Annotated in this window: 30 protein-coding genes; 3 read left to right on the top strand and 27 right to left on the bottom strand. The window is 38.7% G+C overall.

What is annotated here, in order from left to right; genetic code table 11:
* The first annotated feature begins 103 nt into the window (after window positions 1-103).
* The gene (locus ACOZIR_RS02310; RefSeq protein WP_045295081.1) at window positions 104-355 is read left to right on the top strand and encodes a DUF2627 domain-containing protein; all 252 of its coding nucleotides are present in this window, start codon (window positions 104-106) and stop codon (window positions 353-355) included.
* 12 nt (window positions 356-367) lie between these two features.
* On the opposite strand, the gene ACOZIR_RS02305 is transcribed toward ACOZIR_RS02310, so the two are convergent.
* On the bottom strand, window positions 368-1096 hold the full coding sequence (locus tag ACOZIR_RS02305; RefSeq protein ID WP_045295082.1) for a glycerophosphodiester phosphodiesterase: 729 nt from the start codon (window positions 1094-1096) through the stop codon (window positions 368-370).
* Between the two features lie 124 nt (window positions 1097-1220).
* Here ACOZIR_RS02305 and ACOZIR_RS02300 point away from each other — a divergent pair, with 124 nt between their 5' ends.
* Together ACOZIR_RS02300 and ACOZIR_RS02295 are read left to right on the top strand one after the other, a co-directional pair.
* Window positions 1221-1373: a YycC family protein gene (locus ACOZIR_RS02300; RefSeq protein WP_080564743.1), complete on the top strand. Its 153-nt coding sequence runs from the start codon at window positions 1221-1223 to the stop codon at window positions 1371-1373.
* Window positions 1374-1686: 313 nt separating this feature from the next.
* Complete coding sequence (locus tag ACOZIR_RS02295; RefSeq protein WP_045295083.1) at window positions 1687-3018, top strand: peptide MFS transporter; 1332 nt, start codon at window positions 1687-1689, stop codon at window positions 3016-3018.
* 390 nt (window positions 3019-3408) lie between these two features.
* On the opposite strand, the gene spo0A is transcribed toward ACOZIR_RS02295, so the two are convergent.
* The 26 genes from spo0A to ACOZIR_RS02165 all read right to left on the bottom strand — a co-directional run bounded on the left by spo0A (window position 3409) and on the right by ACOZIR_RS02165 (window position 25582).
* Window positions 3409-4197: a sporulation transcription factor Spo0A gene (spo0A, locus tag ACOZIR_RS02290; RefSeq protein WP_013084985.1), complete on the bottom strand. Its 789-nt coding sequence runs from the start codon at window positions 4195-4197 to the stop codon at window positions 3409-3411.
* Between the two features lie 227 nt (window positions 4198-4424).
* Window positions 4425-5705 (bottom strand): SpoIVB peptidase, encoded by a 1281-nt coding sequence (spoIVB, locus tag ACOZIR_RS02285; protein WP_028411587.1) that lies wholly within the window; start codon window positions 5703-5705, stop codon window positions 4425-4427.
* Between the two features lie 182 nt (window positions 5706-5887).
* Entirely contained in the window at window positions 5888-7615 is a 1728-nt protein-coding gene (gene recN / locus ACOZIR_RS02280; RefSeq protein WP_045295084.1) for a DNA repair protein RecN, read from the bottom strand.
* A gap of 16 nt (window positions 7616-7631) precedes the next feature.
* Window positions 7632-8081 carry a transcriptional regulator AhrC/ArgR gene (gene ahrC, locus ACOZIR_RS02275; protein WP_013059136.1) on the bottom strand — a complete coding sequence of 150 codons (450 nt, stop codon included), beginning with the start codon at window positions 8079-8081 and terminating at the stop codon, window positions 7632-7634.
* 161 nt (window positions 8082-8242) lie between these two features.
* On the bottom strand, window positions 8243-9070 hold the full coding sequence (locus tag ACOZIR_RS02270) for a TlyA family RNA methyltransferase (RefSeq protein WP_029714773.1): 828 nt from the start codon (window positions 9068-9070) through the stop codon (window positions 8243-8245).
* Window positions 9067-10968 (bottom strand): 1-deoxy-D-xylulose-5-phosphate synthase, encoded by a 1902-nt coding sequence (gene dxs, locus ACOZIR_RS02265; RefSeq protein WP_045295086.1) that lies wholly within the window; start codon window positions 10966-10968, stop codon window positions 9067-9069. The genes ACOZIR_RS02270 and dxs overlap by 4 nt, the downstream gene beginning before the upstream one ends.
* A 320-nt stretch (window positions 10969-11288) precedes the next feature.
* Window positions 11289-12185 (bottom strand): polyprenyl synthetase family protein, encoded by an 897-nt coding sequence (locus ACOZIR_RS02260; protein ID WP_045295088.1) that lies wholly within the window; start codon window positions 12183-12185, stop codon window positions 11289-11291.
* A complete protein-coding gene (locus ACOZIR_RS02255; protein WP_013059140.1) occupies window positions 12185-12418 on the bottom strand; it encodes an exodeoxyribonuclease VII small subunit in 234 nt (77 codons plus the stop codon). The genes ACOZIR_RS02260 and ACOZIR_RS02255 overlap by 1 nt, the downstream gene beginning before the upstream one ends.
* Before the next feature lie 3 nt (window positions 12419-12421).
* Complete coding sequence (gene xseA, locus ACOZIR_RS02250; RefSeq protein WP_029714770.1) at window positions 12422-13762, bottom strand: exodeoxyribonuclease VII large subunit; 1341 nt, start codon at window positions 13760-13762, stop codon at window positions 12422-12424.
* Between the two features lie 84 nt (window positions 13763-13846).
* Window positions 13847-14239 carry a transcription antitermination factor NusB gene (gene nusB / locus ACOZIR_RS02245; RefSeq protein WP_045295094.1) on the bottom strand — a complete coding sequence of 131 codons (393 nt, stop codon included), beginning with the start codon at window positions 14237-14239 and terminating at the stop codon, window positions 13847-13849.
* A 221-nt stretch (window positions 14240-14460) separates the two neighbouring features.
* Complete coding sequence (locus ACOZIR_RS02240) at window positions 14461-14862, bottom strand: Asp23/Gls24 family envelope stress response protein (protein WP_045295095.1); 402 nt, start codon at window positions 14860-14862, stop codon at window positions 14461-14463.
* A 29-nt stretch (window positions 14863-14891) separates the two neighbouring features.
* A complete protein-coding gene (accC, locus tag ACOZIR_RS02235) occupies window positions 14892-16244 on the bottom strand; it encodes an acetyl-CoA carboxylase biotin carboxylase subunit (protein ID WP_045295097.1) in 1353 nt (450 codons plus the stop codon).
* A gap of 12 nt (window positions 16245-16256) precedes the next feature.
* Window positions 16257-16763 (bottom strand): acetyl-CoA carboxylase biotin carboxyl carrier protein, encoded by a 507-nt coding sequence (accB, locus tag ACOZIR_RS02230; protein ID WP_029714777.1) that lies wholly within the window; start codon window positions 16761-16763, stop codon window positions 16257-16259.
* 352 nt (window positions 16764-17115) lie between these two features.
* Entirely contained in the window at window positions 17116-17766 is a 651-nt protein-coding gene (locus ACOZIR_RS02225) for a SpoIIIAH-like family protein (RefSeq protein WP_224357768.1), read from the bottom strand.
* Between the two features lie 7 nt (window positions 17767-17773).
* On the bottom strand, window positions 17774-18436 hold the full coding sequence (gene spoIIIAG / locus ACOZIR_RS02220; protein ID WP_013084996.1) for a stage III sporulation protein AG: 663 nt from the start codon (window positions 18434-18436) through the stop codon (window positions 17774-17776).
* Complete coding sequence (gene spoIIIAF / locus ACOZIR_RS02215) at window positions 18433-19053, bottom strand: stage III sporulation protein AF (RefSeq protein ID WP_045295099.1); 621 nt, start codon at window positions 19051-19053, stop codon at window positions 18433-18435. Before spoIIIAF ends, spoIIIAG begins: the two co-directional genes overlap by 4 nt.
* A gap of 5 nt (window positions 19054-19058) precedes the next feature.
* A complete protein-coding gene (gene spoIIIAE / locus ACOZIR_RS02210; protein WP_013059149.1) occupies window positions 19059-20243 on the bottom strand; it encodes a stage III sporulation protein AE in 1185 nt (394 codons plus the stop codon).
* Window positions 20244-20267: 24 nt separating this feature from the next.
* Window positions 20268-20651: a stage III sporulation protein AD gene (gene spoIIIAD, locus ACOZIR_RS02205; protein WP_013059150.1), complete on the bottom strand. Its 384-nt coding sequence runs from the start codon at window positions 20649-20651 to the stop codon at window positions 20268-20270.
* A 20-nt stretch (window positions 20652-20671) separates the two neighbouring features.
* Window positions 20672-20878, bottom strand: coding sequence for a stage III sporulation protein AC (gene spoIIIAC, locus ACOZIR_RS02200; protein ID WP_013059151.1), 207 nt, complete (start codon window positions 20876-20878; stop codon window positions 20672-20674).
* A 19-nt stretch (window positions 20879-20897) separates the two neighbouring features.
* A complete protein-coding gene (spoIIIAB, locus tag ACOZIR_RS02195) occupies window positions 20898-21410 on the bottom strand; it encodes a stage III sporulation protein SpoIIIAB (protein ID WP_028411597.1) in 513 nt (170 codons plus the stop codon).
* 6 nt (window positions 21411-21416) lie between these two features.
* The gene (gene spoIIIAA / locus ACOZIR_RS02190; protein ID WP_421535503.1) at window positions 21417-22364 is read right to left on the bottom strand and encodes a stage III sporulation protein AA; all 948 of its coding nucleotides are present in this window, start codon (window positions 22362-22364) and stop codon (window positions 21417-21419) included.
* 65 nt (window positions 22365-22429) lie between these two features.
* Entirely contained in the window at window positions 22430-22711 is a 282-nt protein-coding gene (locus ACOZIR_RS02185; protein ID WP_028411599.1) for a YqhV family protein, read from the bottom strand.
* Between the two features lie 138 nt (window positions 22712-22849).
* Window positions 22850-23407 (bottom strand): elongation factor P, encoded by a 558-nt coding sequence (gene efp, locus ACOZIR_RS02180; protein WP_013059155.1) that lies wholly within the window; start codon window positions 23405-23407, stop codon window positions 22850-22852.
* A gap of 19 nt (window positions 23408-23426) precedes the next feature.
* The gene (locus ACOZIR_RS02175) at window positions 23427-24485 is read right to left on the bottom strand and encodes a M24 family metallopeptidase (protein ID WP_045295423.1); all 1059 of its coding nucleotides are present in this window, start codon (window positions 24483-24485) and stop codon (window positions 23427-23429) included.
* Between the two features lies 1 nt (window position 24486).
* The gene (gene aroQ / locus ACOZIR_RS02170; RefSeq protein ID WP_045295424.1) at window positions 24487-24924 is read right to left on the bottom strand and encodes a type II 3-dehydroquinate dehydratase; all 438 of its coding nucleotides are present in this window, start codon (window positions 24922-24924) and stop codon (window positions 24487-24489) included.
* A gap of 121 nt (window positions 24925-25045) precedes the next feature.
* Window positions 25046-25582 (bottom strand): YqhR family membrane protein, encoded by a 537-nt coding sequence (locus ACOZIR_RS02165; protein WP_045295425.1) that lies wholly within the window; start codon window positions 25580-25582, stop codon window positions 25046-25048.
* Window positions 25583-25642: the final 60 nt, after the last annotated feature.

Here is a 25642-nt window from a genome sequence, read left to right as displayed (position 1 = left end):
GAAACGCTCTTGACAATTTATTTAGTTCTTTTATGATTCAAGTATAACGGTTTCATAATGTAAACGCATTCATTTTTAAAAAAGAGAAGCGAAAGGAGCAGTTATGGTTCGAATTATCGCACTGCTAATCTTACTTATTCCTGGTATACTCGCTGGATATGGCATTAAACTGATGAGAGATATGCTTTTTGGCATCCTGCAATCCCCGTTCCCTTCTTTATTTTTGCAATTTTCAGTCGGCCTTCTGTTATTTGTAATCGGCCTTGGATTTGTTGCTGGCTTTATTCTGCACAGAGACCGCAAGCGAAACAAAGTTCAAAACAGATTTCAAAAAGATAAAAAAACATCGCATTAATGCGATGTTTTTTTACGAAAAACGCCCTCCAAATTGCTTCACCATTTTTTCAGGATAATCAGTAATAATGGATTCACATCCATATTTCCGAAGCTGCTCGGCTACTTTTACATCATTTACTGTGTAAGGCCGCACTGGAATTTGACAATCTTTTGAAGCGGCTACATTTACTTCATTCACGGTACGCTGATTAGGGTGAAGAGCTTTTGCGCCAAGATGCTGCGCATATACCCAAGGCTCATACATCGGATAAGAATATAAAATAGCTGTTTCAATCGTAGAATCCAAAGAACCAATTCGGGCTAAGCTGTTATGATTAAAAGATGAAATCATCGTTCGGTCCTTCATCTTGTATAAATAAATTAAATCCAGGACTTTCATTTCCAAGTATGGATAGTCAAATATATTGTTTTTTAACTCAATATTTACACTAATTCCTTCACTTGAAGCCCACTCCATTACTTCATTTAACGCGGGGATTTTACATACTCCATACTTTTTTTTGAATTTATAGCTCGCATCTAATTTTTGTAACTCTTGATACGTAAAATCTTTTACATACCCTTTTCCATTCGTCGTTCGATCTACTTTTTCATCATGAATTACAGCAAGTTCTCCATCCTTTGTCATATGCACATCAAGTTCAATTCCATGTGCTCCAACTCTCGCTGCTTCTTTGAAGGAAATCATCGTATTTTCAGGGAACGTTCCAGCTGCGCCGCGATGACCTATTACAAACATACTTGCTCAACTCCTCTATTATCACTTATTATTAACTTTAGCATTACTTAATAGTGAAAGCACGAATTTACTGTTTATACTTTTTCACTTTCATTACTTTATATGCAAAAGGAGGTTGTTGTGTATGAGACCACTGCAAATTTCACCGGATACAGCCGTAAAATTAGCCGAACAATTGAATATCCCTCTCGAGCAATTAATGCATATGCCTCAGCATATTTTACTGCAAAAACTCGCTGAACTAAATGCGGACGAAGATAAAAAAGGATCTGAATAACAGATCCTTTTTTCTTTCGAGTTTTCATTTCAAAAAATAGTATTACCTTCTCTTTTCATTCCCTATAACATATATTAGAATATTTAATAATATAAATGTATTTTTAAAAATGCTTTCAAATAAGTAATTTAATGCTTTTTTGTGTATATTTAATTATTTTTTGATTTTTCCATATAATTTCATTGACGAAATTATTATTTTTCTACTAAAATAAAAATACATTATATTTATTCCAGTACTTATATTCTGATTTTTTGATCAATTCAAACAAAAGAATTAAATAGTATGAGAAAAATTTTAGGGGGACTTCATTATGCAAGCAGCTGTACAACACGAAAATCAGCAGCCAAAGGAGTCTAGGAAAAAACACCCTCCTGGACTGTACTTGTTATTCGCTACTGAGGCATGGGAAAGATTTAGTTATTATGGAATGAGAGCCATTCTGGTTCTTTATTTAACTGCTACCGCTGCTCAAGGTGGACTCGGGGTAGATAAAGCAACTGCACTGAGCTTATATGGAACATTCACTAGTGCTGTTTACATTACGCCGATGATTGGCGGATATTTAACAGACCGCTTCCTCGGAAGAAGGCTAGCCATCACGATCGGTGGTGTGATTATGGCGCTCGGGAATTTTTCCATCTTCATTCATCAAAGCGTAGCCGCTTTGTATATCGGACTTGCTTTATTAATTATCGGAAACGGATTTTTCAAACCAAATATCTCCACATTAGTGGGAGATCTGTATGAAGAAAATGATCCTCGCCGTGACGGTGCTTTCACTATTTTTTATATGGGTATTAACTTTGGTGCATTTTTCGCGCCGCTAGTTGTTGGATTAATGAGTTACAAATACGGATTTTTAACAGCAGCTATTGGAATGGTTGTTGGACAAATTTTATTTAACCTACTGGCTAATCGCTATTTAGGTGATATTGGGAAAGAACCTACAGGAAAAGTTCATGCAGCAGCATCTCAAACATCAGCTGCTCCTCTGACAGTACGAGAAAAGAAAAGAACGGTTGCTATCGTTATTCTAGCCTTTGTTGTTATTGCTTTCTGGACAGCTTTTGAACAGGCTGGAAGTTCTTTAACGCTATATGCTCAAGATCAAATTGATCGTCAAATAGGCGGTTTCACGGTTCCAACAGAGTGGTTCCAATCGTTGAATCCACTGTTTATCATGATTTTAGCACCAATTATGTCACTTGTTTGGTACAAGCTAGGAAATTCAAAACGCGGTGATTTCAAAACGCCAACAAAAATGGGTATGGGACTTGTAACAGTTGGATTAGGATTCTTAATTTTAATTCCAGCCGTTATGTATACTGGTAATGACCCAGCTTTAAAAGTAAATATCCTGTTCATGATTTTCACTTACTTCCTGCACACGCTGGCTGAGCTTATGATTTCGCCAGTAGGGTTGTCTATGGTAAGTAGACTGGCTCCATTAAAACTTGCTTCTCTGTTAATGGGCGTATGGATGGCAAGCTCTGCTGTTGCTAATAAACTAGCGGGTGTTCTGGCATCTTATACACAGTCGTTAGGTTATTTCGACATCTTCAGCTTAATCGGTGCTGTGACAATTGTACTTGGAATTATTGTTTTATTCCTTTCAAAACCGATTGCTAAATTAATGGATTAGAAAAAGCAGCCTTTTCTGAAGGCTGCTTTTTATCATTTACTTATGCATATCCCATTTAAGATATGTAGATAAATTTTTTTATGCATCTTCTAAATCTTTTTTCAAACACAAAGCCCTCATAACAATTAAATAAATTATCCCAATAAAATACCCCGCTACTGATATGAAGAGAAACAAGATGCACGTTCCCGTTAACCTCAATACCTTCATCTCTCAAACCAAAATAAAAGGACCCATGAATGATTAAAATTCATCGGCCCTGCAGTAAAAAGTTTATTGGTTTTCAGTTTAATATCTAGTGTAAATTCCAAAAGTTTATCGGCATGTACTCTGTATTACAAAAGGTATCAGCTCACTCAAAACCCCGTAATTCCAGCAGTCCTATCCCTTTCAACTCGCTTTATGTTCAAGGCGTAATTTATCCGCAACCATGGCGATAAATTCACTGTTTGTCGGCTTCGCTTTTGACATGCTGACAGTATATCCGAATAATGAAGAAATAGAATCAATGTTTCCTCGGCTCCATGCTACTTCAATAGCATGACGAATGGCGCGCTCAACGCGGCTTGCTGTTGTATTATATTTTTTTGCAATATCAGGATACAGTACTTTTGTAATCGACCCAAGCAGCTCAATATCCTTATATACCATTGAAATGGCTTCTCTTAAATATAAATAGCCTTTGATATGAGCAGGCACGCCAATTTCGTGAATGATGCTCGTAATGCTTGCATCTAAATTTGCTGGTTTGCTGTCGCGATGTGAACGCATGGAAGAAGATGAACGTTGCATAAATGAAGATGTTTGTCCGCTAACTTGGCGAATATGATTCACTAAGTTTTCCATATCAAACGGTTTTAGAATAAAATAAGCAGCTCCTAAATCAACTGCTTTTTTCGTTACGTCTTCTTGCCCAAATGCTGTTAGCATAATGACATTTGGATAATTTTCTTTTTTCATTTCTTTTAACTGACCTAAAACTGCTAATCCATCTAGATGCGGCATAATAATGTCTAATACAAGAACATCCGGATCTTTATCTTTTAAAATGGATAAACACTCTTGTCCATTGTAAGCTACTCCGATTACTTCCATGTCTTCTTGCTCTGAAATATAATCTTCAAGCAAACCAATTAGTTCCCGATTATCATCAACCAAGCATACTTTAATTTTTTTCAATGCAGCTTCCTCCTCAGTCCTTTATGTTATACGTCGTTTCCTACGTGTCTCTATTCTTTATTCTAAAGGACAAATTCGACAATGCAACATTATTTCCTTTATTTTTTTAGAAAAAAGTCTTTTAAATGGAATTTATTCGATTTTCTCTTATTTTCTTTGTTTTTCGACGTTTTTCTCGTACATTTACGACAATAATTTTTATCAAAAAAAGCGAACTAATGACAACATTAGCTCGCTTTTTTTCGATTATTTTTATAAATATCGATTCCTGCTTCGTTAAGCATCCATTCAATATGGACACCGTAACCCGAGGTAGGATCATTCACAAAAACATGGGTAACTGCTCCAACGACTTTACCGTTTTGAATAATCGGACTCCCGCTCATTCCTTGAACAATTCCACCTGTTTTCTTTAACAATTTAGGATCTGTAATTTTAATAACCATTCCTTTAGTAGCCGGAAACTTTTGAGGTATAGTACTCATAATTTCAATATCAAATTCTTCCACTTGATCATCATCTACTACCGTTAGAATTTTAGCCGGTCCTTCTTTTACTTGATGAGATAGAGCAATTGGCATCGCTTTATCCATTATTCCGTTTTCCATCGTTGAAGACAATTTTCCAAAAATACCAAAAGGACTATTTCGTGTAATATTTCCAATGATTTGTCTATCTTCAGAAAACCTCGCTAGCTTTTCACCGGGAACGCCGTTCGAACCTTTCTCAATTGATGTCACAGTCGAACGGACAATTTGTCCATCTTCTACTACGATTGGCTTTTTTGTATCCATATCCGAAATAACGTGGCCTAAAGCGCCGTATTTTTTAGATTTTGGATCATAAAAAGTCATTGTGCCAATTCCTGCAGCTGAATCACGGATGTATAAACCGATTCTGTAAGCATAATCCTGCTTATCTTTTAACGGATACAGCTTAGTGTCAAACTGCTTTTTTTCTCTTAAAATATGCAGATTTAATGGTTCACCCGTTTTCCCTGCCTGCTGAATAAACGGTGTAATATCACTCATTTTTTCAATGGTTTTACCATTAATCTTCGTAATCATATCTCCAACTTGAATACCCGCAATCTCGCCAGGAGATTTTTTACCTTTTGCTGTATCTACCTGATGATAGCCTACAACAAGAACACCCTTTGAATTTAATTTCACACCGATTGATTGTCCACCTGGAATGACTTTAAAATCAGATAATACCTGCACGTCTACACGCTTTACAGGAATACCGGCCAAATGAAGCATCAACTCTTCTTTGCCTACCTGTTTGCCTGCTACGGTCAGCTTCGCCTTGTTACTTGTTACATCGTAAACAGGTGATGAAGCTTCTACGCTAAGCGGTAATGTCGTATTAATTTTTTCTTTTTGCTGTTCAAATAAGACGATTTGTTTTGGAATGTGTATATATTGTTGCACAACTGGAATAAATCCTACAAAAATGAACGAAACAAGGAGAATCGCACCAATTATATGTCTGTATCGATTTTGCATGTTTTCACTCTCCTCGCTTCCTCGCCTAAATGGCTACACATTTAATTTAGCCTTCTTAGAGCGCATTTATAACAGAAGTTCCGAGAAAAATGAAAAGAAGTGCAAGGAAACATTTTCAGTTCCTCCATTTTGTATAAAAAAACACCTTTAACACATACTGTTACGTGTTAAAAGGTGTTTTGTTACATGGTCTGCTTCATCTTATCCGCTAAATCTAAAAGCTCTTTGGCATGTTCCTTCGTTAAGCTTGTAATTTCAGCTCCTGCAATCATTCGACCAATTTCTTTTACTTTTTCATCAAGAGTTAATGGCAGAACAGACGTCGTTGTACGATCACCTTTTATCTCTTTAGCGATAAAGAGGTGAGTATCTGCCATAGCTGCTACCTGCGGCAGATGAGATATACAGAGAACTTGTGAATCAACAGAAATGGCATGGATCTTTTCACCGATCGATTGAGCTACTCTTCCACTTACGCCTGTATCAACTTCATCAAAGATAATGGACGTCACACCTTGATGCTTAGAAAAAATGCTCTTTAACGCCAGCATAATTCTTGAAAGCTCTCCTCCTGAAGCTACTTTTGCAAGAGGCTTTAACGGTTCACCTGGATTGGTAGAAATATAAAATTCTACGCTGTCAATGCCGTCTTTTGTGAATTTTATTCTTTCTCCATTTACTTCAACGTCATTTTTACCTGCATTTACGACAGAGAATTTAATTTGAAATACGGTCTTAGCCATATAAAGTTCTTGAAGCTCATGATGGATGCTATCCGTTAACTCTTGAGCAAGTTTTCTTCGAATAGTTGAAACATTGTTAGCTTCTACTAATAAATCCTGCGCTACGCTGTCTAACTGTTCTTTGATCTTGCTCACATGCGTATCTCGATTTTCAATACGATCAATTTCATCTTCAATTTGTGCAGCATATTCTAGAATTTCATCTACGCTTTGACCGTATTTACGCTTTAAGTGATTAATTTCATTTAAACGCGCTTCAATAAAGTCTAAGCGTTTGGGATCAAATTCTAATAAATCAAGCTGCTGACGAATTTTATAAGACGCGTCTTCTAGCTGATAGAAACTCGATGAAATGATTTCAGAAATATCGGCATAGTTTTTTTCCAGTGACGAAATATCCTCCGTATGATTCATGGCTACGCCTACCCAATCTAAACCTTGATGCTCACCGTGCAGCGCATTGTACGCATCGTTTAATGACGTATAGATCTTTTCAAAGTTAGAAATCTTCAAGCGCTCTTCATTTAGTTCCTCGTCTTCGTTCAGCTGCAAATTTGCCGCTTTGATTTCATCTAATTGAAATTGAATAAGATCTAGGCGGTGCGCCATCTGCTGCTCATTTTCAGTTAATTGATCCAACTGTTTTTTTAACGATGTATACCTCGAAAATACCTCTCGATACTCCGTCAAAGCCTCTTCTACTTGTTCTCCTCCATACTGATCAAGAAGAGTTAAATGACGATCTTGATTCATTAAGTCTTGGTGCTCGTGCTGTCCATGTATATCAATTAACGTTTGTCCGACTTCACGTAGGATAGCTAACGTGACGAGCTTACCGTTGATCCGGCAAATACTTTTCCCATTTGTGGTAATGTCTCGGCGAAGCACAATCATTCCATCTTCCACTTCTAAACCGACTTGTTTAGCTTTTTCATGACTTGGATGCTGTTCTTCATCAAATAAGAAAAGCCCTTCGATTTCGGCTCTGTCTGTTCCGTGGCGGACGAACTCCGAAGAGCCCCTTCCACCTACTAACAATGAAATGGCATCAATAATAATTGACTTTCCCGCTCCTGTTTCACCTGTTAATACCGTTAAGCCTTTTTCAAATGAAACAGAAAGTTCATCAATAATCGCAAAATTTTTAATGGATAATTCAGCTAACAACCTGCTTCACTCACCTTTATAACATTTCTAAGAATCGGTCTGATATAATTTGCGTATCTTCAGGAGTACGGCAAATAATCAAACATGTATCGTCTCCACAAATTGTTCCTAATATTTCGTCCCAGTCCAAATGATCAATTAATGCGCCAATCGCATTTGCATTTCCCGGTAATGTTTTCATCACCAACATATGCCCGGCTGAATCAATTTTTACAAATGCGTCCATAAGAGAGCGCTTTAACTTTTGTAAGGGATTAAAACGCTGATCTGCAGGCAAACTGTATTTGTATCGACCGTCCATCAAAGGCACTTTGACTAAGTGCAGTTCTTTAATATCACGAGAGATTGTTGCCTGTGTTACATTAAAACCTTGGTTTTTTAAAATATCTACCAATTCATCCTGTGTTTCAATATCATTATTCGTGATAATATCACGAATTTTAATATGTCTTTGCCCTTTATTCATGTTGGCACCTCACATTAATATGTAATCTTCTTTTTGTTTTGTTGTTTATAAGTCTTTCACTAATTAAGTATCATAATGTGTTCAACTTGATTATGCACCTTTTGTATAAAGAGTCATAATCAAATCGCCAATGCTAAGTCTTTGCTTAACATTGGCCATTATTACTTTTTCTCTTTTAACGTTTTATGTGCTTCTTCGACCACTTCACGCACAGTAAGCGGAGCTTGATTGTCACCAAGTTCACGCTCGCCTTTCCAGCGAAGGTGAAGAAGAAATTCGATATTTCCATCTCCTCCTGTTATCGGTGAATACGACATGTTATATACATCGTACCCTTGACGAAGGGAGAAATCCACCATGCCTTGAAGGACTTCTTCATGCACTTTTGAGTCACGCACGATTCCTTTTTTCCCAACTTGCTCTCTTCCAGCCTCAAACTGGGGCTTAACAAGCGCAACAACATCGCTGTGTGGAACAAGAAGTGTTTTTAACACAGGGAGAATGAGTCTTAAGGAAATAAATGATACATCGATAGAAGCGAATTCAGGCAAGCCTCTTGATAAATCAGCTGGGGTCACATAACGGAAATTTGTTCGTTCCATTACTTCTACTCGCTCATCCTGACGAAGCTTCCAAGCTAGCTGATTATAGCCTACGTCTAGCGCATAGGACATCTTCGCTCCATTTTGAAGCGCACAATCGGTAAAGCCTCCAGTAGAAGAACCAATATCAATCATGATTTTATCCGCTACATGGACATTAAATTCTTTAATTGCTTTTTCAAGCTTAAAGCCGCCTCTGCTGACATAAGGCATCACTGCACCTTTAATTGTCAGCGGCGTATCACGTTCAATTTTCTCTCCCGGCTTATCCAAACGGACTTCATTCGCATAAACAAGTCCTGCCATCACTGTACGCTTTGCTTTTTCTCTTGTTTCAATCAAACCTCTTTCTACTAATAATACATCTACTCGTTCTTTTTTTGTCACTTAACTTCAAGCCTCTTTTGTATTGGTGTTACGAGTTTTTTAACTCGATTTATAATCTCTTCTTTGGTTAAGCCAATTTCTTCTAAAAGTTTTGTTACGCTGCCGTGCTCGATAAAGCGATCTGGAATCCCCATACGTTCAACGCGCGTATCATAATAGCCGTGCTCTGATGCAAACTCTAACACCGAGCTTCCAAAACCGCCTTGAAGTACCGCTTCTTCCACCGTAATCACAGGCTTATTAGTTTGGAAAATTTCGTGAAGCATTTTTTCATCCAGCGGTTTAATAAAACGAGCATTGACCACTTTGACGCTGATTCCTTGCTTCTCAAGTTCTGCTGCTGCATCCATCGCCATTGAAATCGTTGTACCAAACGTTAAAATGGTTGTATCTGAACCTTCTTTTAATACGTCCCATGTACCGATCGGAATGTTTTTCAGTTCTGAATCTAGTTCAACACCTAATCCGTTTCCTCTCGCATAGCGCATGGCAATCGGACCTTCTTCATAAGTCAAAGCAGTATGAACCATGTGCTGGCCTTCATTCTCATCTTTTGGCATCATAATAACAAGGTTAGGCAAATGACGTAAGAATGCAATATCAAACACGCCTTGATGCGTTTCACCATCAGCACCTACTAGCCCAGCGCGATCAATCCCAATAAATACATTTAGCTTCTGGCGGCAAATATCATGAACCACTTGATCGTATGCACGCTGTAAAAACGTAGAATAAATAGCTAAAAAGGGCTTCATATTTTGAGTTGCAAGACCCGCTGCCATTGTTGTAGCATGCTGCTCTGCAATCCCAACATCAAACATGCGATGCGGAAACTCTTTTTGAAACGCTTCAAGTTTTGAACCTACAGGCATTGCTGGCGTTACTGCTACGATACGCTCATCTTCTCTAGCCATTTTCAATACCGTATCACTTACTAATTTACTCCAAGCAATCGGAACATTTTTGTCTTTAATAAAGTCACCGGACTCAATTTTATATGGGCCTGTACCATGCCACGCTCCGCTTTTATCGCTTTCCGCTGGCAAGTACCCTTTCCCTTTTTTCGTAATCACATGGATCAGTACCGGTCCTTTTGTTTTCTTTGCATATTGTAACGTTTCCAATAAATCGTCATAGCTATGGCCGTCAACCGGCCCTAAATACGTAAAGCCAAGATCTTCAAAGAACATGCCTGACACAACCATGTACTTTAGGCCATCTTTTACACGTTCTGCCGTTGCCGCAAGCTTACCGCCTACCGCAGGCACTTTTTTCAGTAAGACTTCAAGCTCATCTTTTACCCAGTTGTATTTGCCCGCCGTGCGCAAACGTCCCAGAATGCTGTGTACAGCCCCCACATTAGGAGCGATAGACATTTCATTGTCATTTAAAATAACGGTCATATCCGTTTGCTCGTGCCCGATGTGGTTAAGCGCTTCAAGAGCCATACCACCTGTTAAAGCTCCGTCACCAATGATAGGAACAATGTGCGCTTTTGTTTTTTGCAAATCTCTTGCTGCAGCCATTCCCATTGCGGCTGAAAGAGATGTAGAACTATGTCCCGTTTCCCATACATCATGCTCACTTTCATCTCGCTTCGGAAAACCGCATAACCCTTTATATTGACGGATTGTATCAAACTCTCCCGCTCGTCCTGTTAAAATTTTATGGACATATGACTGATGCCCGACGTCCCATAAAAATTTATCTTTTGGACTGTCGAACACTTTATGGAGTGCAAGCGTTAACTCAACAACCCCCAAATTTGGCCCTATATGACCACCAGTTGCAGAAAGCTTTGTAATTAAAAAACGACGAATCTCTTCACTTAGTTCTTCTAATTGTGTTACTGACATCTTCTTTAAAAACTCAGGATTTTTTATCGTTGTAAGATCCAAGGTGGATCACTCACTTTCGTACTTGTTATAAAGTTACCTTAATACATTGTCTATTGTTTTATACGTATAGTCAATTTTTAGTATTTCCTTATTACTTACAATACCTTTGATATTCTATCAGTAAACCAGTGATATTCAAAGGAAAACAGTGAAAAAATAGCCGCTAACACAAATGTGATAACGGCCACCAAGATATTGTATATGTCTTTCAAACCTATGCACTACGCTTTTATACAGTAGTAAAATCATTATAGCATAGCCCCTATTGGGACTCAATCTTATTTTACTGTATCACTCAAAAAACCTGACAGAAATCGTCATTAACTATCACGTTTTGCTATATATAAACAAATTTCTTCTAGTAATCCGTGCTTAATTTGAGCTTGACGTAACGAAAGAAGTGCTTGTTCAACATGATACTGTAACTTTTCTTTGGCCGCTTCCATACCTAATAAAGAAGGATATGTCGTTTTTTCATTTTCTGTATCACTGCCAATTGGCTTTCCTAACTTTTCTTCAGACCCTTCCACATCCAAGATATCATCTTGAATTTGAAACGCTAACCCTACATGCTTACTGAATTCTTCTAATAATTCTTGCTGTAGAGGCGTAGCTTTTGCAAGAATTGCTCCTGCTTTTACACAAAATCCTAGCAGCTTCCCCGTTTTATGAAGGTGAATATATTCAAGCTCGTCTAGCGTGAGCTGCTTTTTTTCGCCTTCCATATCTGCAACCTGTCCGCTGATCATACCTTCTGTTCCGCTTGCTTTTACCAGTTCTGTAATGAGTTCAAGTTTCATATGTGATGTAATTTCAGGGTGTGCCGCCTCAGAAATGAGCTGAAAGCTATTTGTTAAAAGAGCATCTCCAGCTAATATAGCCGTTGCTTCGCCGTACACTTTGTGATTGGTCGGTTTTCCTCTTCTTAAGTCGTCATCATCCATACTAGGTAAATCATCGTGAATGAGCGAATATGTATGAATCATTTCCACTGCACAGGCTGTTTCTAATCCCATGCTCTCGTCTTTTCCAAATGCATGTAGCGTTGCAAACAACAGCACTGGGCGAAGTCGCTTTCCTCCTGCCGTAAGCGAGTAAAGCATGGATTCCTTTAAGTTAACCGGAGCATGTAATGCTTTTACGACTTCAGGCAAGCGTGTTTCTACTCGATCTTTTGTAAAAGAAATATACTCTTTTAAATTCATTTCATTCACCATCACTCTTCCTCCTGTACCGAGAATGGCTCAAGCGTTCCGTCTTCACGTAAAATAGTTTCCATTTGTTTTTCAATATGCTGAAGACGATCGTGACAGAATTTTGAAAGAGTCATTCCTTCTTGGAATTGTTGAATTGCTTCTTCTAAAGGCACGTCGCCTTCTTCTAGCTTATTTACGATGGTTTCTAACTGCTCCATCGCCTCTTCAAACGTATACTCTTTATTTGTCGCCATTTTTCATCGCTCCTCTATTTTCGAAACTTCACACTGCAACTGTCCATCGGTCAAACGAACGTTTACTACATCACCTTTGGATACTTGTTTGGTTGATTTAATTAACTCTTTTTCTTTATCGTATACCAAGCTGTAGCCTCTTTCCATTGTTTTTAATGGACTAAGCGTATGTAATTTTGACGTTGCCGTGGCAAATAAAAGCTGTTTTTGCTTTAGCAGCTGCTGCATCTCTTTTGTCAGCATTTTCGTCAACTGCTGTTGACGGTCTGCGGCTTTCGTTAACTGATGCTCGGGGTGATTGCGCAACAAAGCGGCTGTTAGCTGCTCGTAGTTCGTCCGTTTATGCTCAATGTACCTTCTACCTTCACGATAAAAACGCTCCATCAGCTGATCTAACTGCTGCTCTTTTTGCTCGACCAACTTTTGGGGATAACGAAAAGCATATGATTTCTGAGATCGTTCAAGCCTGCGGCTACTAGACTGAAGCATCTCTTTCATCGAACGAAGAAGACGGATATTTCGCTGAGTCAACCTTTCCGTAATTTCACTGATATGAGGTACAGCCAACTCCGCAGCACCCGTTGGAGTAGGGGCTCGCAGATCTGCTACAAAGTCTGCAATTGTAAAATCGGTTTCATGTCCAACCGCTGAAATAACGGGAATAGTAGAAGTGAAAATTGCGCGAGCAACGCTTTCTTCGTTAAACGCCCAAAGCTCTTCAATTGACCCGCCACCGCGGCCGACAATTAATACGTCTGCTTCTTTACGACGGTTCGCTTCTTCAATTGCCTTTATGATAGACGGTGCCGCATTCACTCCTTGAACAAGAGCGGGCATAACAATAATGTTCGCGTTATATCTGCGCTTTAATGTCGTAATAATATCACGTACGGCGGCTCCAGTAGGAGATGTAATCACACCTATTGTTGTTGGATACTTCGGAAGTTTTCGTTTTCTGGCAGGATCAAACAAGCCTTCTTTTTCCAGCTTTTTTTTCAGCTGTTCGTAGGCCAAGTATAAGTTTCCAACGCCGTCAGGCTGCATTTCTTTTACGTACATTTGATAATTTCCGCTTGGTTCATAAACCGAAATTTCAGCTCGAATAAGTACATTCATTCCTTCTTCAGGCTGAAAATTAAGCTGACGGTTATGCCCAGCAAACATAACGGCTGCGATACGAGCATTTTGATCTTTTAAGGTGAAATACATATGTCCTCGACTATGACGTTTAAAGTTAGAAATTTCTCCTTTAATCCATACATCTTGCATGTGAGGGTCTACGTCAAACTTGCGCTTGATGTATCGTGTAAGAGCCGTAACGGTTAGATAACGCACTTCACTCATCATTTCGCCTCCTTTGCAGTCACCCTCTCCCCTTTATATAAAGGAGAGAAGCATGTTAGTCACTTGATTTGGCAAGATGAACGTTTATTTAGATAAAGCTGTTAACACTTTAGACAATACGCCATTGATAAACTTGCTTGATTGATCATCGCCAAATGTTTTTGCTAATTCAATCGCTTCATTTAACGTAACGCTCGTAGGAATTTCTTCTTCATACTTCATTTCGTATACGGCAATACGCAGGATAACGCGGTCTACAGTAGCTACGCGATCTAACGTCCACTTTTCTAAGTGATTGCGTAAAAGTTCATCAATTTCTTGCTGATGCTCAACCACACCTAGCACGAGACTTTCTAAAAATTGATCAGACTTTTCATTTTGTACAACATTTCCGATTGCCTCCATTGGCTCGGTTTGCCCTAAATCATGCTGAAATAGTGCTTGTAGTGCTTTTTGGCGTGCTGTATGTCTTTTCATTATTTTTGCTCCTTTATTTATCTTCTTCAACTAGTATACCTAGATAATAGCATAGTTTATGAAACGATACTTCATTGTTCTTATACGAAGTTTGTAGAACACGAAAAAGACCGTCTTTATGACGAGACAGTCTTTTTCACTTTACCATAGCTTGTGTTGAAAAGGAACAAGTAATCATACGTTATTCCATTTTAGCAACAGCCGTTAGGTAAACGTTTGTTTTATTCAACTTCTTCAATATCAGTTCTTTGCGTATCAAACTGAATCCCTACGATATGAATGTTTACTTCATCGAGATCAATAGCTGTCATATTTTTAAGGGCTTGACGAATGTTATCTTGTACTTGCTGCGCTACGTTTGGAATAGACACACCAAACTTCATCATACAAAATACGTCTACTTTTATCCCGTTTTCTGTTAAGTCCACTTTTACACCTTTACCGTGGTTTTTCTTTCCTAGTTTCTCCACAACGCCAGCTGCAAAATTTCCTCTCATTGCAGAAACGCCTTCTACTTCAGAAGCAGCAATACCCGCAATGACTTCAATAACCTCAGGAGCAATTTCTACTTTGCCAAGAGAATTTGGGTGTTCTTCCATTTCTAATACATGATTTTCATTCATGTACAGCACCTCCTATAGTTTATATTATACTAAGAATTCATTACGTCATATAGCTCAAGAAACTTCGTGTTGAATTCACCGCTAACAAATTTTTCATGATTTAATAGCTTTTGGTGAAAAGGAATAGTGGTCGCAACGCCATCGATAACAAATTCATCTAACGCGCGCTTCATTCGTTCAATAGCTTCCTCACGAGTTGGCGCATGAACAATCAATTTAGCCACCATTGAATCATAGTAAGGTGGGATTGCATAGCCCGGGTATGCAGCAGAGTCTACGCGCACTCCGTAGCCGCCTGGCGGCAAGTACATTTGAATCGTACCTGGTGATGGCATAAAGTTTTTCTCTGGGTTTTCTGCGTTGATTCGGCACTCAATTGCCCATCCGTTAAATGTCACTTCTTCTTGCGTAAACGGTAAAGTTTCACCATTTGCCACTTTGATTTGTTCTTTAATTAAGTCAACTCCTGTCACCATCTCTGTAACAGGATGTTCTACTTGGATACGCGTATTCATTTCCATGAAGTAAAATTTATTTTCACGGTAATCATAAATGAATTCCACGGTTCCGGCTCCTGTGTAATTAACGGCTTGCGCGGCTTTAACAGCAGCGTCGCCCATTAATTCACGCGTTTTTTCGTCTAACGCTGGAGAAGGTGTTTCTTCAATTAATTTTTGAAGACGGCGTTGAATCGAGCAATCACGCTCTCCTAAATGTACAGTATTTCCATGAGAATCAGCCAACACTTGGATCTCAACGTGACGGAAATCCTCAATGAACTTCTCAATGTACACACCAGGGTTACCGAAAGCTGTAGCAGCTTCTTGCTGCGTAATTGTAATACCTTTAATAAGCTCTTGTTCATTTTTCGCAACGCGGATTCCTTTTCCTCCGCCTCCTGCCGTTGCTTTAATAATAACAGGATAGCCAATGTCATTAGCGATTGACATACCGTCTTCTACTGACTCTACAATTCCAGTTGAACCAGGAACAATTGGGACACCGGCTTCACGCATCGTTTCTCTCGCTACGTCTTTTGTTCCCATTTTGTTAATGGCTTCAGGACTTGGTCCTACAAATGTAACGTTACACTCTCTGCATAGCTCTGCAAAATCAGCGTTTTCAGCTAAAAAGCCGTATCCAGGGTGAATGGCGTCACAGCCCGTTAGCATCGCAACGCTCATGATGTTTGTAAAGTTTAAATAGCTGTCTTTAGATGACGTTGGTCCAATACAATACGCTTCGTCTGCTAATTGTACATGCAAAGATTCGCGATCAGCTTGAGAATGAACAGCTACTGATTCTACACCTAACTCTTTACACGCTCGAATAATTCGAACCGCAATTTCTCCTCGATTCGCAATTAATAGCTTTTTAATCATATTTACCGCTCCTTATTCAGGCTTTACTAAGAAAAGAGGTTGACCGTATTCTACAAGTTGTCCATTTTCAACTAATACGTCAACGATTTCACCTTTAACTTCTGCTTCGATTTCATTAAATAATTTCATTGCTTCTACGATACATACAACCGAATCTTTTTGTACTTTATCTCCAGGCGTTACGTATACATCTGTTTCTGGCGATGATGACGCATAGAATGTCCCTACCATTGGAGATGTAATTTTATGTAAGCTTTCATCAACCGCTGGGGCCGCTTGTTCTTCTTTTGGCTGTGCAGACTGTGCTGCCGGGGCTGGCGCTGGAGCCGCTGCTGCCTGCGGTGCAGGTGCTGCCACTTGTTCAGGTGCCGAAACCACTACTTGCTGCGCTTGTTTGGAAACAATTGCGTCTTTTTTCTTCATCTTGATTTTGGAGCCTTCGTGCTCATAGGTGAACTCCTCGATTGATGATTGATCAACTAGTTTAATGATCTCACGGATCTCTTGAATTTTTAACATATTGAACACTCCTACCTCATGAAAATAGAATTCTCTACAATGTTAATAATACGATAAATGGCTACAGCCATTCAATTCGTTTGGCAAACATTAAAAAGAAGTTCCACTTACTCTATAATAACTTTTTAGCGTTATCGTTTTATAAATGGAAACATAGCTTTACAGATGACAATACGTATGAAAACATTTGTCACCTAGTACTAATATAAGATTATGAAACCTATTATAACCGAAGTAAAAAAAGAAAGCCATGTTAAAATTTTTACCGTCTCGCTTAGATTTTAGTCATTTCATAAAAAAAGAAGTGTAAACAACCCCAATTTGCGGCTGTTCTACACTTCTTTTATTCCCTTTATTTAGTTGGCTGAAACTCTACCGCTACTTCTTTTGGCCCCATTTCTTTTTTGACTAGCTGAATGATTTGATTTGCTTTTGTTTTTGAGTGTTTTTCTGTCTTAACGGTAATTTGCACTTGTTTTCCATCTGCTCTTACTAGCGCGTCGCTGTATCCTTTTGCTTTAATTAATGTTTCCAGCGTTGCTTCTTTTTCACCAAGCTTTGATAATTCATCGATTTTATCCATCGCTTTGCTTACTTCTGCAGGCGTCACATTTTTTGATGCCGCTACTTCCTGATACTCTTCTTTCAGCTGACTTCTTTCATCATTTAATTCCAAGCGAAGCGCCGTAAATAGCTCATCGCTATCTGTACTTGATACAACCGCTGATTCTTTTGCATTTTTAGCCGTTTCCTTCTTTACATCTTCTGCTGAGCCTTCAGTTTTTGAATCTTCTTTTGTTCCTGATTTCTCATCTGCCTGTTGTTTTGTATCTTCTGCAGGAGCCTTGTCATCAGCCTGCTTTTCGTTTTGTTTTTCATTGTCTACTAGCGCAACATTACTCTGAGGATTTTCTGGCGTTGTCATATAGTACACCGATAACACAACAACTAAACTTAACATTGTTAATAACCAAACCGTTTGCTTTTTTAATAACATATTCATTTCCCCCTCATCCTTTTTTCGCTAATACTGCTACTCTATGACTTGGTATATCGAGCGCTCTTGTCACGGCTTCAATAATAGATTTCTTTACCTCGATATTATCAGCTCCTTTAGCGACAACTAACACACCTCTTACTTTTGGCTTTTCGGTTTTAACTACAACAGGCTTTTCTTGTTCTCCACTTCTTACAATGACCAGCTGTTCATCTGTTGAGGAATCTTCAACTTTACGAGTCCCTCCTTCACGGTCCGTTTCGTTGGTGGTTTGCGATTTTGTCACGCTGTTTTTTTCATATATTTTGGATTCTGTTGCATCTAGGTTCACAATTACTTTTACCTTACTTACGCCTCTAACTTGATCCAAAATATCTTTCAATTCTTCCTCATACCGCTCTTCATAACCTGTCATCGTTGTTGTCTTTTTGGAGCTAAAAGCGGGAACATCCTGTGATACCGGTGGTGCGCTGGTTTCTTTGCTTGCACTCTTTAATAATCCGCCTGAATTCATAGATGTTGTGAGTGAGTTGCTAAATACCATAAAGATAACGCCTGCTGCTAGTAAAATGCCTATATACATTAACTTTGAAGGTTTCTTCGTAGTTGATGACTGTTTAAGTGAAAAGAACCGCTGAAAAAATGATGGGTCACCTTTTTCTGGTTTTTGACTCATTTCGTGTCTCCCTCCTCCATATTCACAACAACTTGGCCTTGTTTTACATCCCATTTTGCTGCTAAATAGTTGGATAATTTCTTGGATTCTGTTGGTTTGTTTGTTTCGATCGGTGTGGAGGTATCAATAGAAATAATTTTCACAGCTGAAACAACCTCGGAATCATCCGATGCTTTTTTACTTACGGCAACTGAAATGGATTTAATATTATCAGCGGTAGGTTCGTCGTTCGGCTTTTTTGTTTCAATGTGAATTCGATCAATTGCTACACCATACTGATCCATCAACTCCTCTTTTACATCTGCCTCCATTTGGACAGCCATTTGTTCTAAAATATATGCACGTTGTGAAGCTTGTATTTCTTTTTTCTGATTTTCTATTGAATTTTCTACCTGCTGATCGGATCGAATAGATGATAAGCTAAGTGATTTCAGCATTTGATTAACATCCACTTTAAAAATTTGAAAAACGGGTGTAATAATAATCAGCATCAAAAGAAGTCCAACCACCAGCTTCGTATACTTTTGAAAACTAGAATTGGGCAACAGTAAATTAATAATGGTAGCTAATAAGATAAAAAGAACGATATTAGTAATCCACGTCGTTAAGGCCTGCAATTTCTTCACCTCACCATCATTGTGACGTTGCTCGCTGTAATGATGACCGTTAAACATAAGAAAAACATGAGCGAGACAACCGCAAGCGCCGCAAAAATATAGATGACGCTTTTGCTGATAATGCTCAAGCAGGAAATAACCGGTCCTCCTCCAATGGGTTGAAGAAGAGCTGCTGCTAGCTTATAGATAAAAGCGAGCGTTAACACTTTAATAGCCGGAAACGCGACGATTAACAGTAAGACTGCTACTCCAGCAATCCCTACTGAATTCTTTAATAGAAGCGAGGCACTGATGACTGTATCAGCCGCATCTGTGAACACACGCCCTACAACAGGTATAAAGTTCCCTGTGACAAACTTTGCCGTTCGAATCGTAATACCGTCAGCAACAGCTGATGTGGCACCTTGAACGGACAGCACACCTAAAAAGACGGTTAAGAATATTCCAAGCACGCCAATGCTTATATTTCTTAACAACTGAGCAAGCTGTGTAACCTTATGCTCATCTGAAATCGTACTCACAATGCTAAGCAGTGCTGAAAGAAAAAGCAGCGGCATCACTACGTATTGAATAAGCAAACCGCTTGTGTTCATTAAAAACAAAATCATCGGATGAAAAAAGGCTGCCGATACAACTCCTCCTGATGATGCCATTAAGGCAAGCAGCAGCGGCACCAGAGCTAAAATAAATTTGGTCATGGTCTCAATCGCTCCCGTTGCATAAGAGATAGCAATTTGAAAGCTATTAAGAGCAATGATGATCAAAACCATATATACAAGCGCATACGCTACTTTACTTACGGTTTGCTGATTAAACGCACTTTGGAGCGTTTGCAAAAACACGCTAAAAACCGTTAGCATAATGAGCGTACCGAGGAGCTTTCCATTCGCTAATACTTCGTGAAATAAAAACTTTACAAGACCTCCTAGCCATTCTTTAAGAGAGAACTCTTTTTCTCCTTTTAAAAAATCGACTAAACTTCCCTTCTGACTCTCGGGTAAAAAGCCGCCGTATTGGGTAATAATATCGTCCCAAAACTGTTTGACTTCATCGATACCGAGCTTATCAATTTGTTCATTGACAAGTTCTTGCTGCTTCGGGGGTTCGGAAGCTTGTACATTTTCTGGAAAGAAAAAAAAGAGGAACAAAAGAAGAGCGAGTATATTCACTTTAAACGTCCACCGCTTCATTTCGTCACCTCATATTAAGTAAAATTAATTGGGCAGCATTGAAATAATCGTTTCAATAATGACCGTCAAAATAGGAATTGCCATGGAGAGAATCAGCACTTTTCCACCTAATTCAATTTTGGAAGCAATGGCACCTTGTCCTGCATCTTTCGTAATTTGAGCACCAAATTCGGCGATATAGGCAATACCAATGATTTTCAAAATGGTTTCCACATAAATCATGTTAACGTGGGCATTGATCGACAGCCGCTCAACCATCTTAATAATCTCGTAGATTTGATCAATTAAAAAAAGAAAGATCACGGATCCCACGAATACGACAAGTAAAAAAGCAATAGGTGATTTATGTTCTTTTAAAATAAGTGCCAAAAATGTCGCTACTAATCCTAAGCCCACAATTTGAAGCATTTCAATGGCAAATCACCCCTCTACCCTTGAAATAAAAAAACCGATTTGATTTTTTGAAATAAGTCCTCCACAATCGAAGCAACCATAAATAAAATATAAATAAAACCGATGAGGGTAACCCAATTCGCGTAATCTTTTTTTCCCATCTGTTCGAGTACGGTGACTAAAAAAGCTACGACGATACCAATCCCAGCAATCTGAAAAATGGTGTTCATATCAATTCCCACATTCAATCCTCCTCCATCGCTACATCAATAGGATGACCAGTAGCAATCCAGATAGAAAGCCCAAACTTTTAACCATTTTTTCATAGCGATTCTGCTTATCAACTGCATCTTGTTCTTCGCGTTCGAGATGATTCAGCGTCAGCAAGATATGCTTTTGCTGCGAATAACGATCATGCTGACCAAGCGTTTCACCAAATTGTTTTAAGATTTCTAGTTCTCCTGTTTTAAGTGCGGTTTGTTTCCAAAATTGATCCAACGTCTTTTCCCAAGCTTCCTTGACACTTTCAGTACCTTCTTTTAATTTCATTGAAAACTCGCTAAATAAAGAAGCTAAAGGGTTAGGAAGCTGTAAAGATAACAAATGAGCAACTTCTTGAAGAGGCCGGTTGCTGTACATAATTTCTGCTTCTAACGACCGAAGAGCCGTTTTTAATTGCCTGAGCTGCCTAGGTCTTTCGCTAAGCTGCTTTGCAAACTCAAATCCTGTGTAAGTGGAAGCAAATAAGATAAAGATGGCACCAAACAGTTTCATACACCATCATCCTTTACTATTTTCAATAAGCGACTTTTCAGCGGTCGTTTTCATGGAGTTATAATGCTCATCATAGATAGCCTGAAGTGTTCCAGGACCTCGGCTGTTCGATAGCACAACATACCTTTTAAATACGTGAAGTTTCATTAAAGCTTGCAAAGTGGGACGCTTCATTAAATCGTCAATGTCATACCCATGAACAGTCATAATGACACGAACGCCAGCATTAACGGCTTCAAGTACGGCCTTACAATCTTCTTCACTTCCAACTTCATCCACGATCAGTACATCGGGACTCATGGAGCGAATCATCATCATCATGCCTTCAGCTTTTGGACAGCTATCTAATAAATCCATTCTAGATCCAAATGTATGCTGAGGAACTCCTTTAACAGCCCCAGCAATTTCTGATCGTTCATCTACAATCCCTACTTTAAACGGAGGAATCTTAGAGCGCTCTATGCCAGTACTTATTACTCTGGCTAAATCACGAATCATGGTTGTTTTTCCTGTTTGCGGAGGTCCTATAATGACCGTACTTTGCCAATAACGATTGTATAAAAAAGGAATAAGCTGATTCGAAATGCCAATCTTTTGTTTAGCAATCCGGATATTAAAGGATGATACATCTCGAATCACACGAACCTGTCCATTTTCCGTTACAACTTTTCCCGCTAGTCCAACCCGGTGTCCGCCTTCAATGGTGACATATCCTTTTTTTAATTCTTCTTCAATCATATAAATCGAAAACTGGCTTAATTTATTTAAGATAAATAAAGCATCTTCTGCACTTGGAAGATACGATTCGAAATAAGGCTGATTGTTGATTGTAAATTCGATAGGTCTTCCTATGCGCACTCGAATTTCTTCTAGTACATGAGAATGGTTTGTGACATAAAATTCAACAGTCTTTTTTAAATTAGGCGGAAAAATTGTAAGTATTTCGTTTAACATATTCATCCCCTCATATTTGAACTCATTTCAATGTATTATGAGCTTGACCATTTTATGCCTACCTTTTATTTAAAAACACCGATTAAAATGAAGAGCACCCCTATTACAATCATGATTAATTTTCCAAAAGATAATTGATCTGCTACGGACACTAAACCAATGGTGAAAGAACTCACCATCACAATCGGACCAACAAGCGCTAGCATTCCATTAATCATTAATGCTTTTTTCACATCATTGTTTGTTACAATTAAAATAGCGGCAATAAACTCAATAAATGAAGAAATAAATCGAAGGCACGCCATCGTTAATACCGTACCGTTTAAATGATCCAACCACTGCTTCATAAGCCCCTCCTATATCTCTGCGTTGTTTAGTACAACCTATGCAAAATAAGGAAGGGTTAGCACCAAAAAACACACAAAAAAGGCAGAGAATGATTCTCTGCCTTTTTTGTGTGTTTGCAGCTTGCTTACACGACCGAATTACGCGCGTGATACGTAGCTGCTGTCTGTTGTGTTGATAATTAATACGTCACCTTCATTTACGAAGAACGGAACGTTTACTGTTAAACCAGTTTCAACAGTTGCCGGTTTTGTACCGCCAGAAGCTGTGTCACCTTTAATACCAGGTTCAGTTTCTGTTACTTTAAGCTCAACTGTGTTTGGAAGTTCAACACCTAATGTCTCACCTTGGTACATCATAATTGCTACTTCCATATTTTCTTTTAAGAATTTTAGCTCATATTCAATTGCACTCGCCGGAAGCTCTAATTGCTCATAAGACTGGTTGTCCATGAATACGTGCTGATCGCCGCTTGCATATAGATATTGCATTTTACGATTATCAATTTGAGCTTTTCCTACCTTTTCACCTGCACGGAACGTTTTTTCTTGCACAGCTCCTGTACGAAGGTTACGCAGTTTTGAGCGAACGAATGCAGCGCCTTTACCAGGCTTTACGTGTTGGAAATCCATTACACGCCAAATACCTCCGTCTACTTCTACTGTCAAACCTGTACGAAAATCATTTACTGAAATCATGAAGAAATCCTCCTACATTTTATAAAATAATGAACTCTTTTGATGAGTGCGATAATGCCTCATTACCTTCTGCTGTGACGACCGTATCATCTTCAATACGAACGCCCCCTAAGTCTGGTATGTAAATACCTGGTTCAACGGTTACAATCATACCTGGCTGCAGTACATCTGTAGATTTTACAGAAAGCGATGGGCCTTCGTGTACTTCTAACCCTACGCCGTGACCGGTCGAATGTCCAAAATACTGGCCGTATCCGTGTTCTGTAATATAATCACGCGTTAGCGCATCTGCTTCTTTACCCGTCATACCTGCTTTGATGCCGTTCATTCCGTTAAGCTGTGCTTGCAGTACGACATTATAAATTTCTTTTAGCTTATCACTTACTTCACCGACGGCAAATGTTCGTGTGATATCTGAACAGTAACCATTATAGTATGCGCCAAAATCAAGCGTTACAAGTTCGCCTTTTTCAATTACTTTGTCAGAAGCAACACCATGCGGTAAAGCCCCGCGATGCCCTGAAGCAACAATTGTATCAAAAGATGAAGATGTTGCGCCTTGTTTTCTCATAAAGAACTCCAGTTCATTAGACACTTGAAGCTCTGTTAAACCAGGACGAACAAAGGTTAAAATATGTTCATATGCTGCATCTGCTATTTTTGCAGCTTCCTTTAATATCTTAATCTCTGAGTCACTCTTTATCAAGCGTAAGTTTTCGATTGCGTGCGAGATTGGAACAAGTTCCGCGCCGATATGCTTATCAAATAATTGATGCTGTCCATATGTAACATAATTCTGTTCAAAGCCAAGCTTTTTAATTCCAAATTGTTTCACTACATTTGCTACTTCTTCTACAATAGGACCCTTGTGCTGAACAATATCAAAACCTTCTGTTTGACTAGTTGCTTGTTCAACATAACGAAAATCTGTTACAAATGCCGCTTTGTCTTCAGAAATGATAACGACACCTGCAGATCCTGTAAAATTAGTCATATAGCGTCTGTTATATTCGCTTGTAATTACAACACCATCTACATTCAATTTTGAAAACTGTTCGCGTAGTTTTTCGATTTTCATTTTATTTCCCCCTTAATTGTAAAAGTGCCTGCAGGGCAAGCTCATATCCGTATAAACCTAACCCAACAATTTGACCATGCGTAACAGGTGCCGTCACCGAATGGTGGCGAAACTCTTCACGCTTATGTACGTTCGAAATATGCACTTCAATAACGGGAACAGATATACTGGCAATCGCATCTCGAATGGCATAACTGTAGTGAGTAAAAGCCCCAGGATTGATCATAATACCATCAAACTTCTCATCCGCTTCGTGAATCCAGTCGATAATTACACCTTCATGGTTAGACTGTACGCACTCAACTTCTACTCCGTGGTCTCTGCCTGCTCGCTGAAGCCTCTCTTCAAGATTTTGAAGATTATCTGTCCCATATACCGCTGGTTCGCGTACGCCTAAACGATTTAAATTAGGACCGTTTATTACTAAAATCTTATTCATCTTACTTCAACACTCTCCCCTACTACGAACCCTTTATGCAGCTCACTTATGTGAATTTGCACTTTATTTTTCTTTTTAAATCATTATACAGAATATATTAGCATACGTTGGAACATTCACACTACTTATTCGCCGTTTGAAAATCTGTAGACTCATCTTTTGTTTGAAGCTCTGCCGCTTCAAAAGAAATGGAATATCCAATGAATACACCATATAAAATATAAATACAGAGGGATGAAATAATCGTGTTAGCTGGAAGCTCTCCAATTGTTTTTAAGTTGGGAAAGAGCGGGTTCAAAACAACGAATACAATTCCCCACCATAATAAGCCGTAGGCAAAACCTATCCAAATTGTTTTAAACTTCTTTAATAGGACGTAGTATAACAACCCGACAACAATAGATAATACCCCTATAAGAAAAATACTGACGATAACACCTATTCCTTTATCCTTCCAATCACCTAATGCCCATGGATCTAAAAGCATATTTGGATTGATAATGCTAAAGCTAAACAGATAATTTAAATAGCCAATAAAGCTCCAGAAAACCCCTCCAAAAAAGGAAATAAAGATAGCTTTAAATAAAAAAGACATTTCCTGTTTATGCGTAGGGTGGTTATCCTGTTTTTTTTCATGCTGTTCTTTAGGTTCTGACATATTAATCACCTCTTGATGTAGTATGAACTTTTTTCTCATTTCCTACCGACTCATTTCTAA

Source organism: Priestia sp. D3YE.R1 (genome assembly GCF_049199565.1).
In the GTDB taxonomy this organism is placed as follows: Bacteria; Bacillota; Bacilli; order Bacillales; family Bacillaceae_H; genus Priestia; species Priestia aryabhattai.
Note: the sequence above shows the minus strand (reverse complement) of the source record. Positions and strands in the feature narration are given on the sequence as shown.

Bases quoted from the DNA above. Each gene is read 5' to 3' on its own strand.
- ACOZIR_RS02310 (WP_045295081.1), top strand. From the start codon at position 104: ATGGTTCGAATTATCGCACTGCTAATCTTACTTATTCCTGGTATACTC.
- ACOZIR_RS02305 (WP_045295082.1), bottom strand. From the start codon at position 1,096: ATGTTTGTAATAGGTCATCGCGGCGCAGCTGGAACGTTCCCTGAAAAT.
- ACOZIR_RS02300 (WP_080564743.1), top strand. From the start codon at position 1,221: ATGAGACCACTGCAAATTTCACCGGATACAGCCGTAAAATTAGCCGAA.
- ACOZIR_RS02295 (WP_045295083.1), top strand. From the start codon at position 1,687: ATGCAAGCAGCTGTACAACACGAAAATCAGCAGCCAAAGGAGTCTAGG.
- spoIVB (WP_028411587.1), bottom strand. From the start codon at position 5,705: ATGCAAAATCGATACAGACATATAATTGGTGCGATTCTCCTTGTTTCG.
- ahrC (WP_013059136.1), bottom strand. From the start codon at position 8,081: ATGAATAAAGGGCAAAGACATATTAAAATTCGTGATATTATCACGAAT.
- ACOZIR_RS02260 (WP_045295088.1), bottom strand. From the start codon at position 12,185: ATGGTGAATGAAATGAATTTAAAAGAGTATATTTCTTTTACAAAAGAT.
- ACOZIR_RS02255 (WP_013059140.1), bottom strand. From the start codon at position 12,418: ATGGCGACAAATAAAGAGTATACGTTTGAAGAGGCGATGGAGCAGTTA.
- xseA (WP_029714770.1), bottom strand. From the start codon at position 13,762: ATGAGTGAAGTGCGTTATCTAACCGTTACGGCTCTTACACGATACATC.
- nusB (WP_045295094.1), bottom strand. From the start codon at position 14,239: ATGAAAAGACATACAGCACGCCAAAAAGCACTACAAGCACTATTTCAG.
- ACOZIR_RS02240 (WP_045295095.1), bottom strand. From the start codon at position 14,862: ATGAATGAAAATCATGTATTAGAAATGGAAGAACACCCAAATTCTCTT.
- accC (WP_045295097.1), bottom strand. From the start codon at position 16,244: ATGATTAAAAAGCTATTAATTGCGAATCGAGGAGAAATTGCGGTTCGA.
- accB (WP_029714777.1), bottom strand. From the start codon at position 16,763: ATGTTAAAAATTCAAGAGATCCGTGAGATCATTAAACTAGTTGATCAA.
- ACOZIR_RS02225 (WP_224357768.1), bottom strand. From the start codon at position 17,766: ATGAATATGTTATTAAAAAAGCAAACGGTTTGGTTATTAACAATGTTA.
- spoIIIAG (WP_013084996.1), bottom strand. From the start codon at position 18,436: ATGAGTCAAAAACCAGAAAAAGGTGACCCATCATTTTTTCAGCGGTTC.
- spoIIIAE (WP_013059149.1), bottom strand. From the start codon at position 20,243: ATGAAGCGGTGGACGTTTAAAGTGAATATACTCGCTCTTCTTTTGTTC.
- spoIIIAD (WP_013059150.1), bottom strand. From the start codon at position 20,651: ATGCTTCAAATTGTGGGCTTAGGATTAGTAGCGACATTTTTGGCACTT.
- spoIIIAB (WP_028411597.1), bottom strand. From the start codon at position 21,410: ATGAAACTGTTTGGTGCCATCTTTATCTTATTTGCTTCCACTTACACA.
- spoIIIAA (WP_421535503.1), bottom strand. From the start codon at position 22,364: ATGTTAAACGAAATACTTACAATTTTTCCGCCTAATTTAAAAAAGACT.
- ACOZIR_RS02185 (WP_028411599.1), bottom strand. From the start codon at position 22,711: ATGAAGCAGTGGTTGGATCATTTAAACGGTACGGTATTAACGATGGCG.
- efp (WP_013059155.1), bottom strand. From the start codon at position 23,407: ATGATTTCAGTAAATGATTTTCGTACAGGTTTGACAGTAGAAGTAGAC.
- ACOZIR_RS02175 (WP_045295423.1), bottom strand. From the start codon at position 24,485: ATGAAAATCGAAAAACTACGCGAACAGTTTTCAAAATTGAATGTAGAT.
- aroQ (WP_045295424.1), bottom strand. From the start codon at position 24,924: ATGAATAAGATTTTAGTAATAAACGGTCCTAATTTAAATCGTTTAGGC.
- ACOZIR_RS02165 (WP_045295425.1), bottom strand. From the start codon at position 25,582: ATGTCAGAACCTAAAGAACAGCATGAAAAAAAACAGGATAACCACCCT.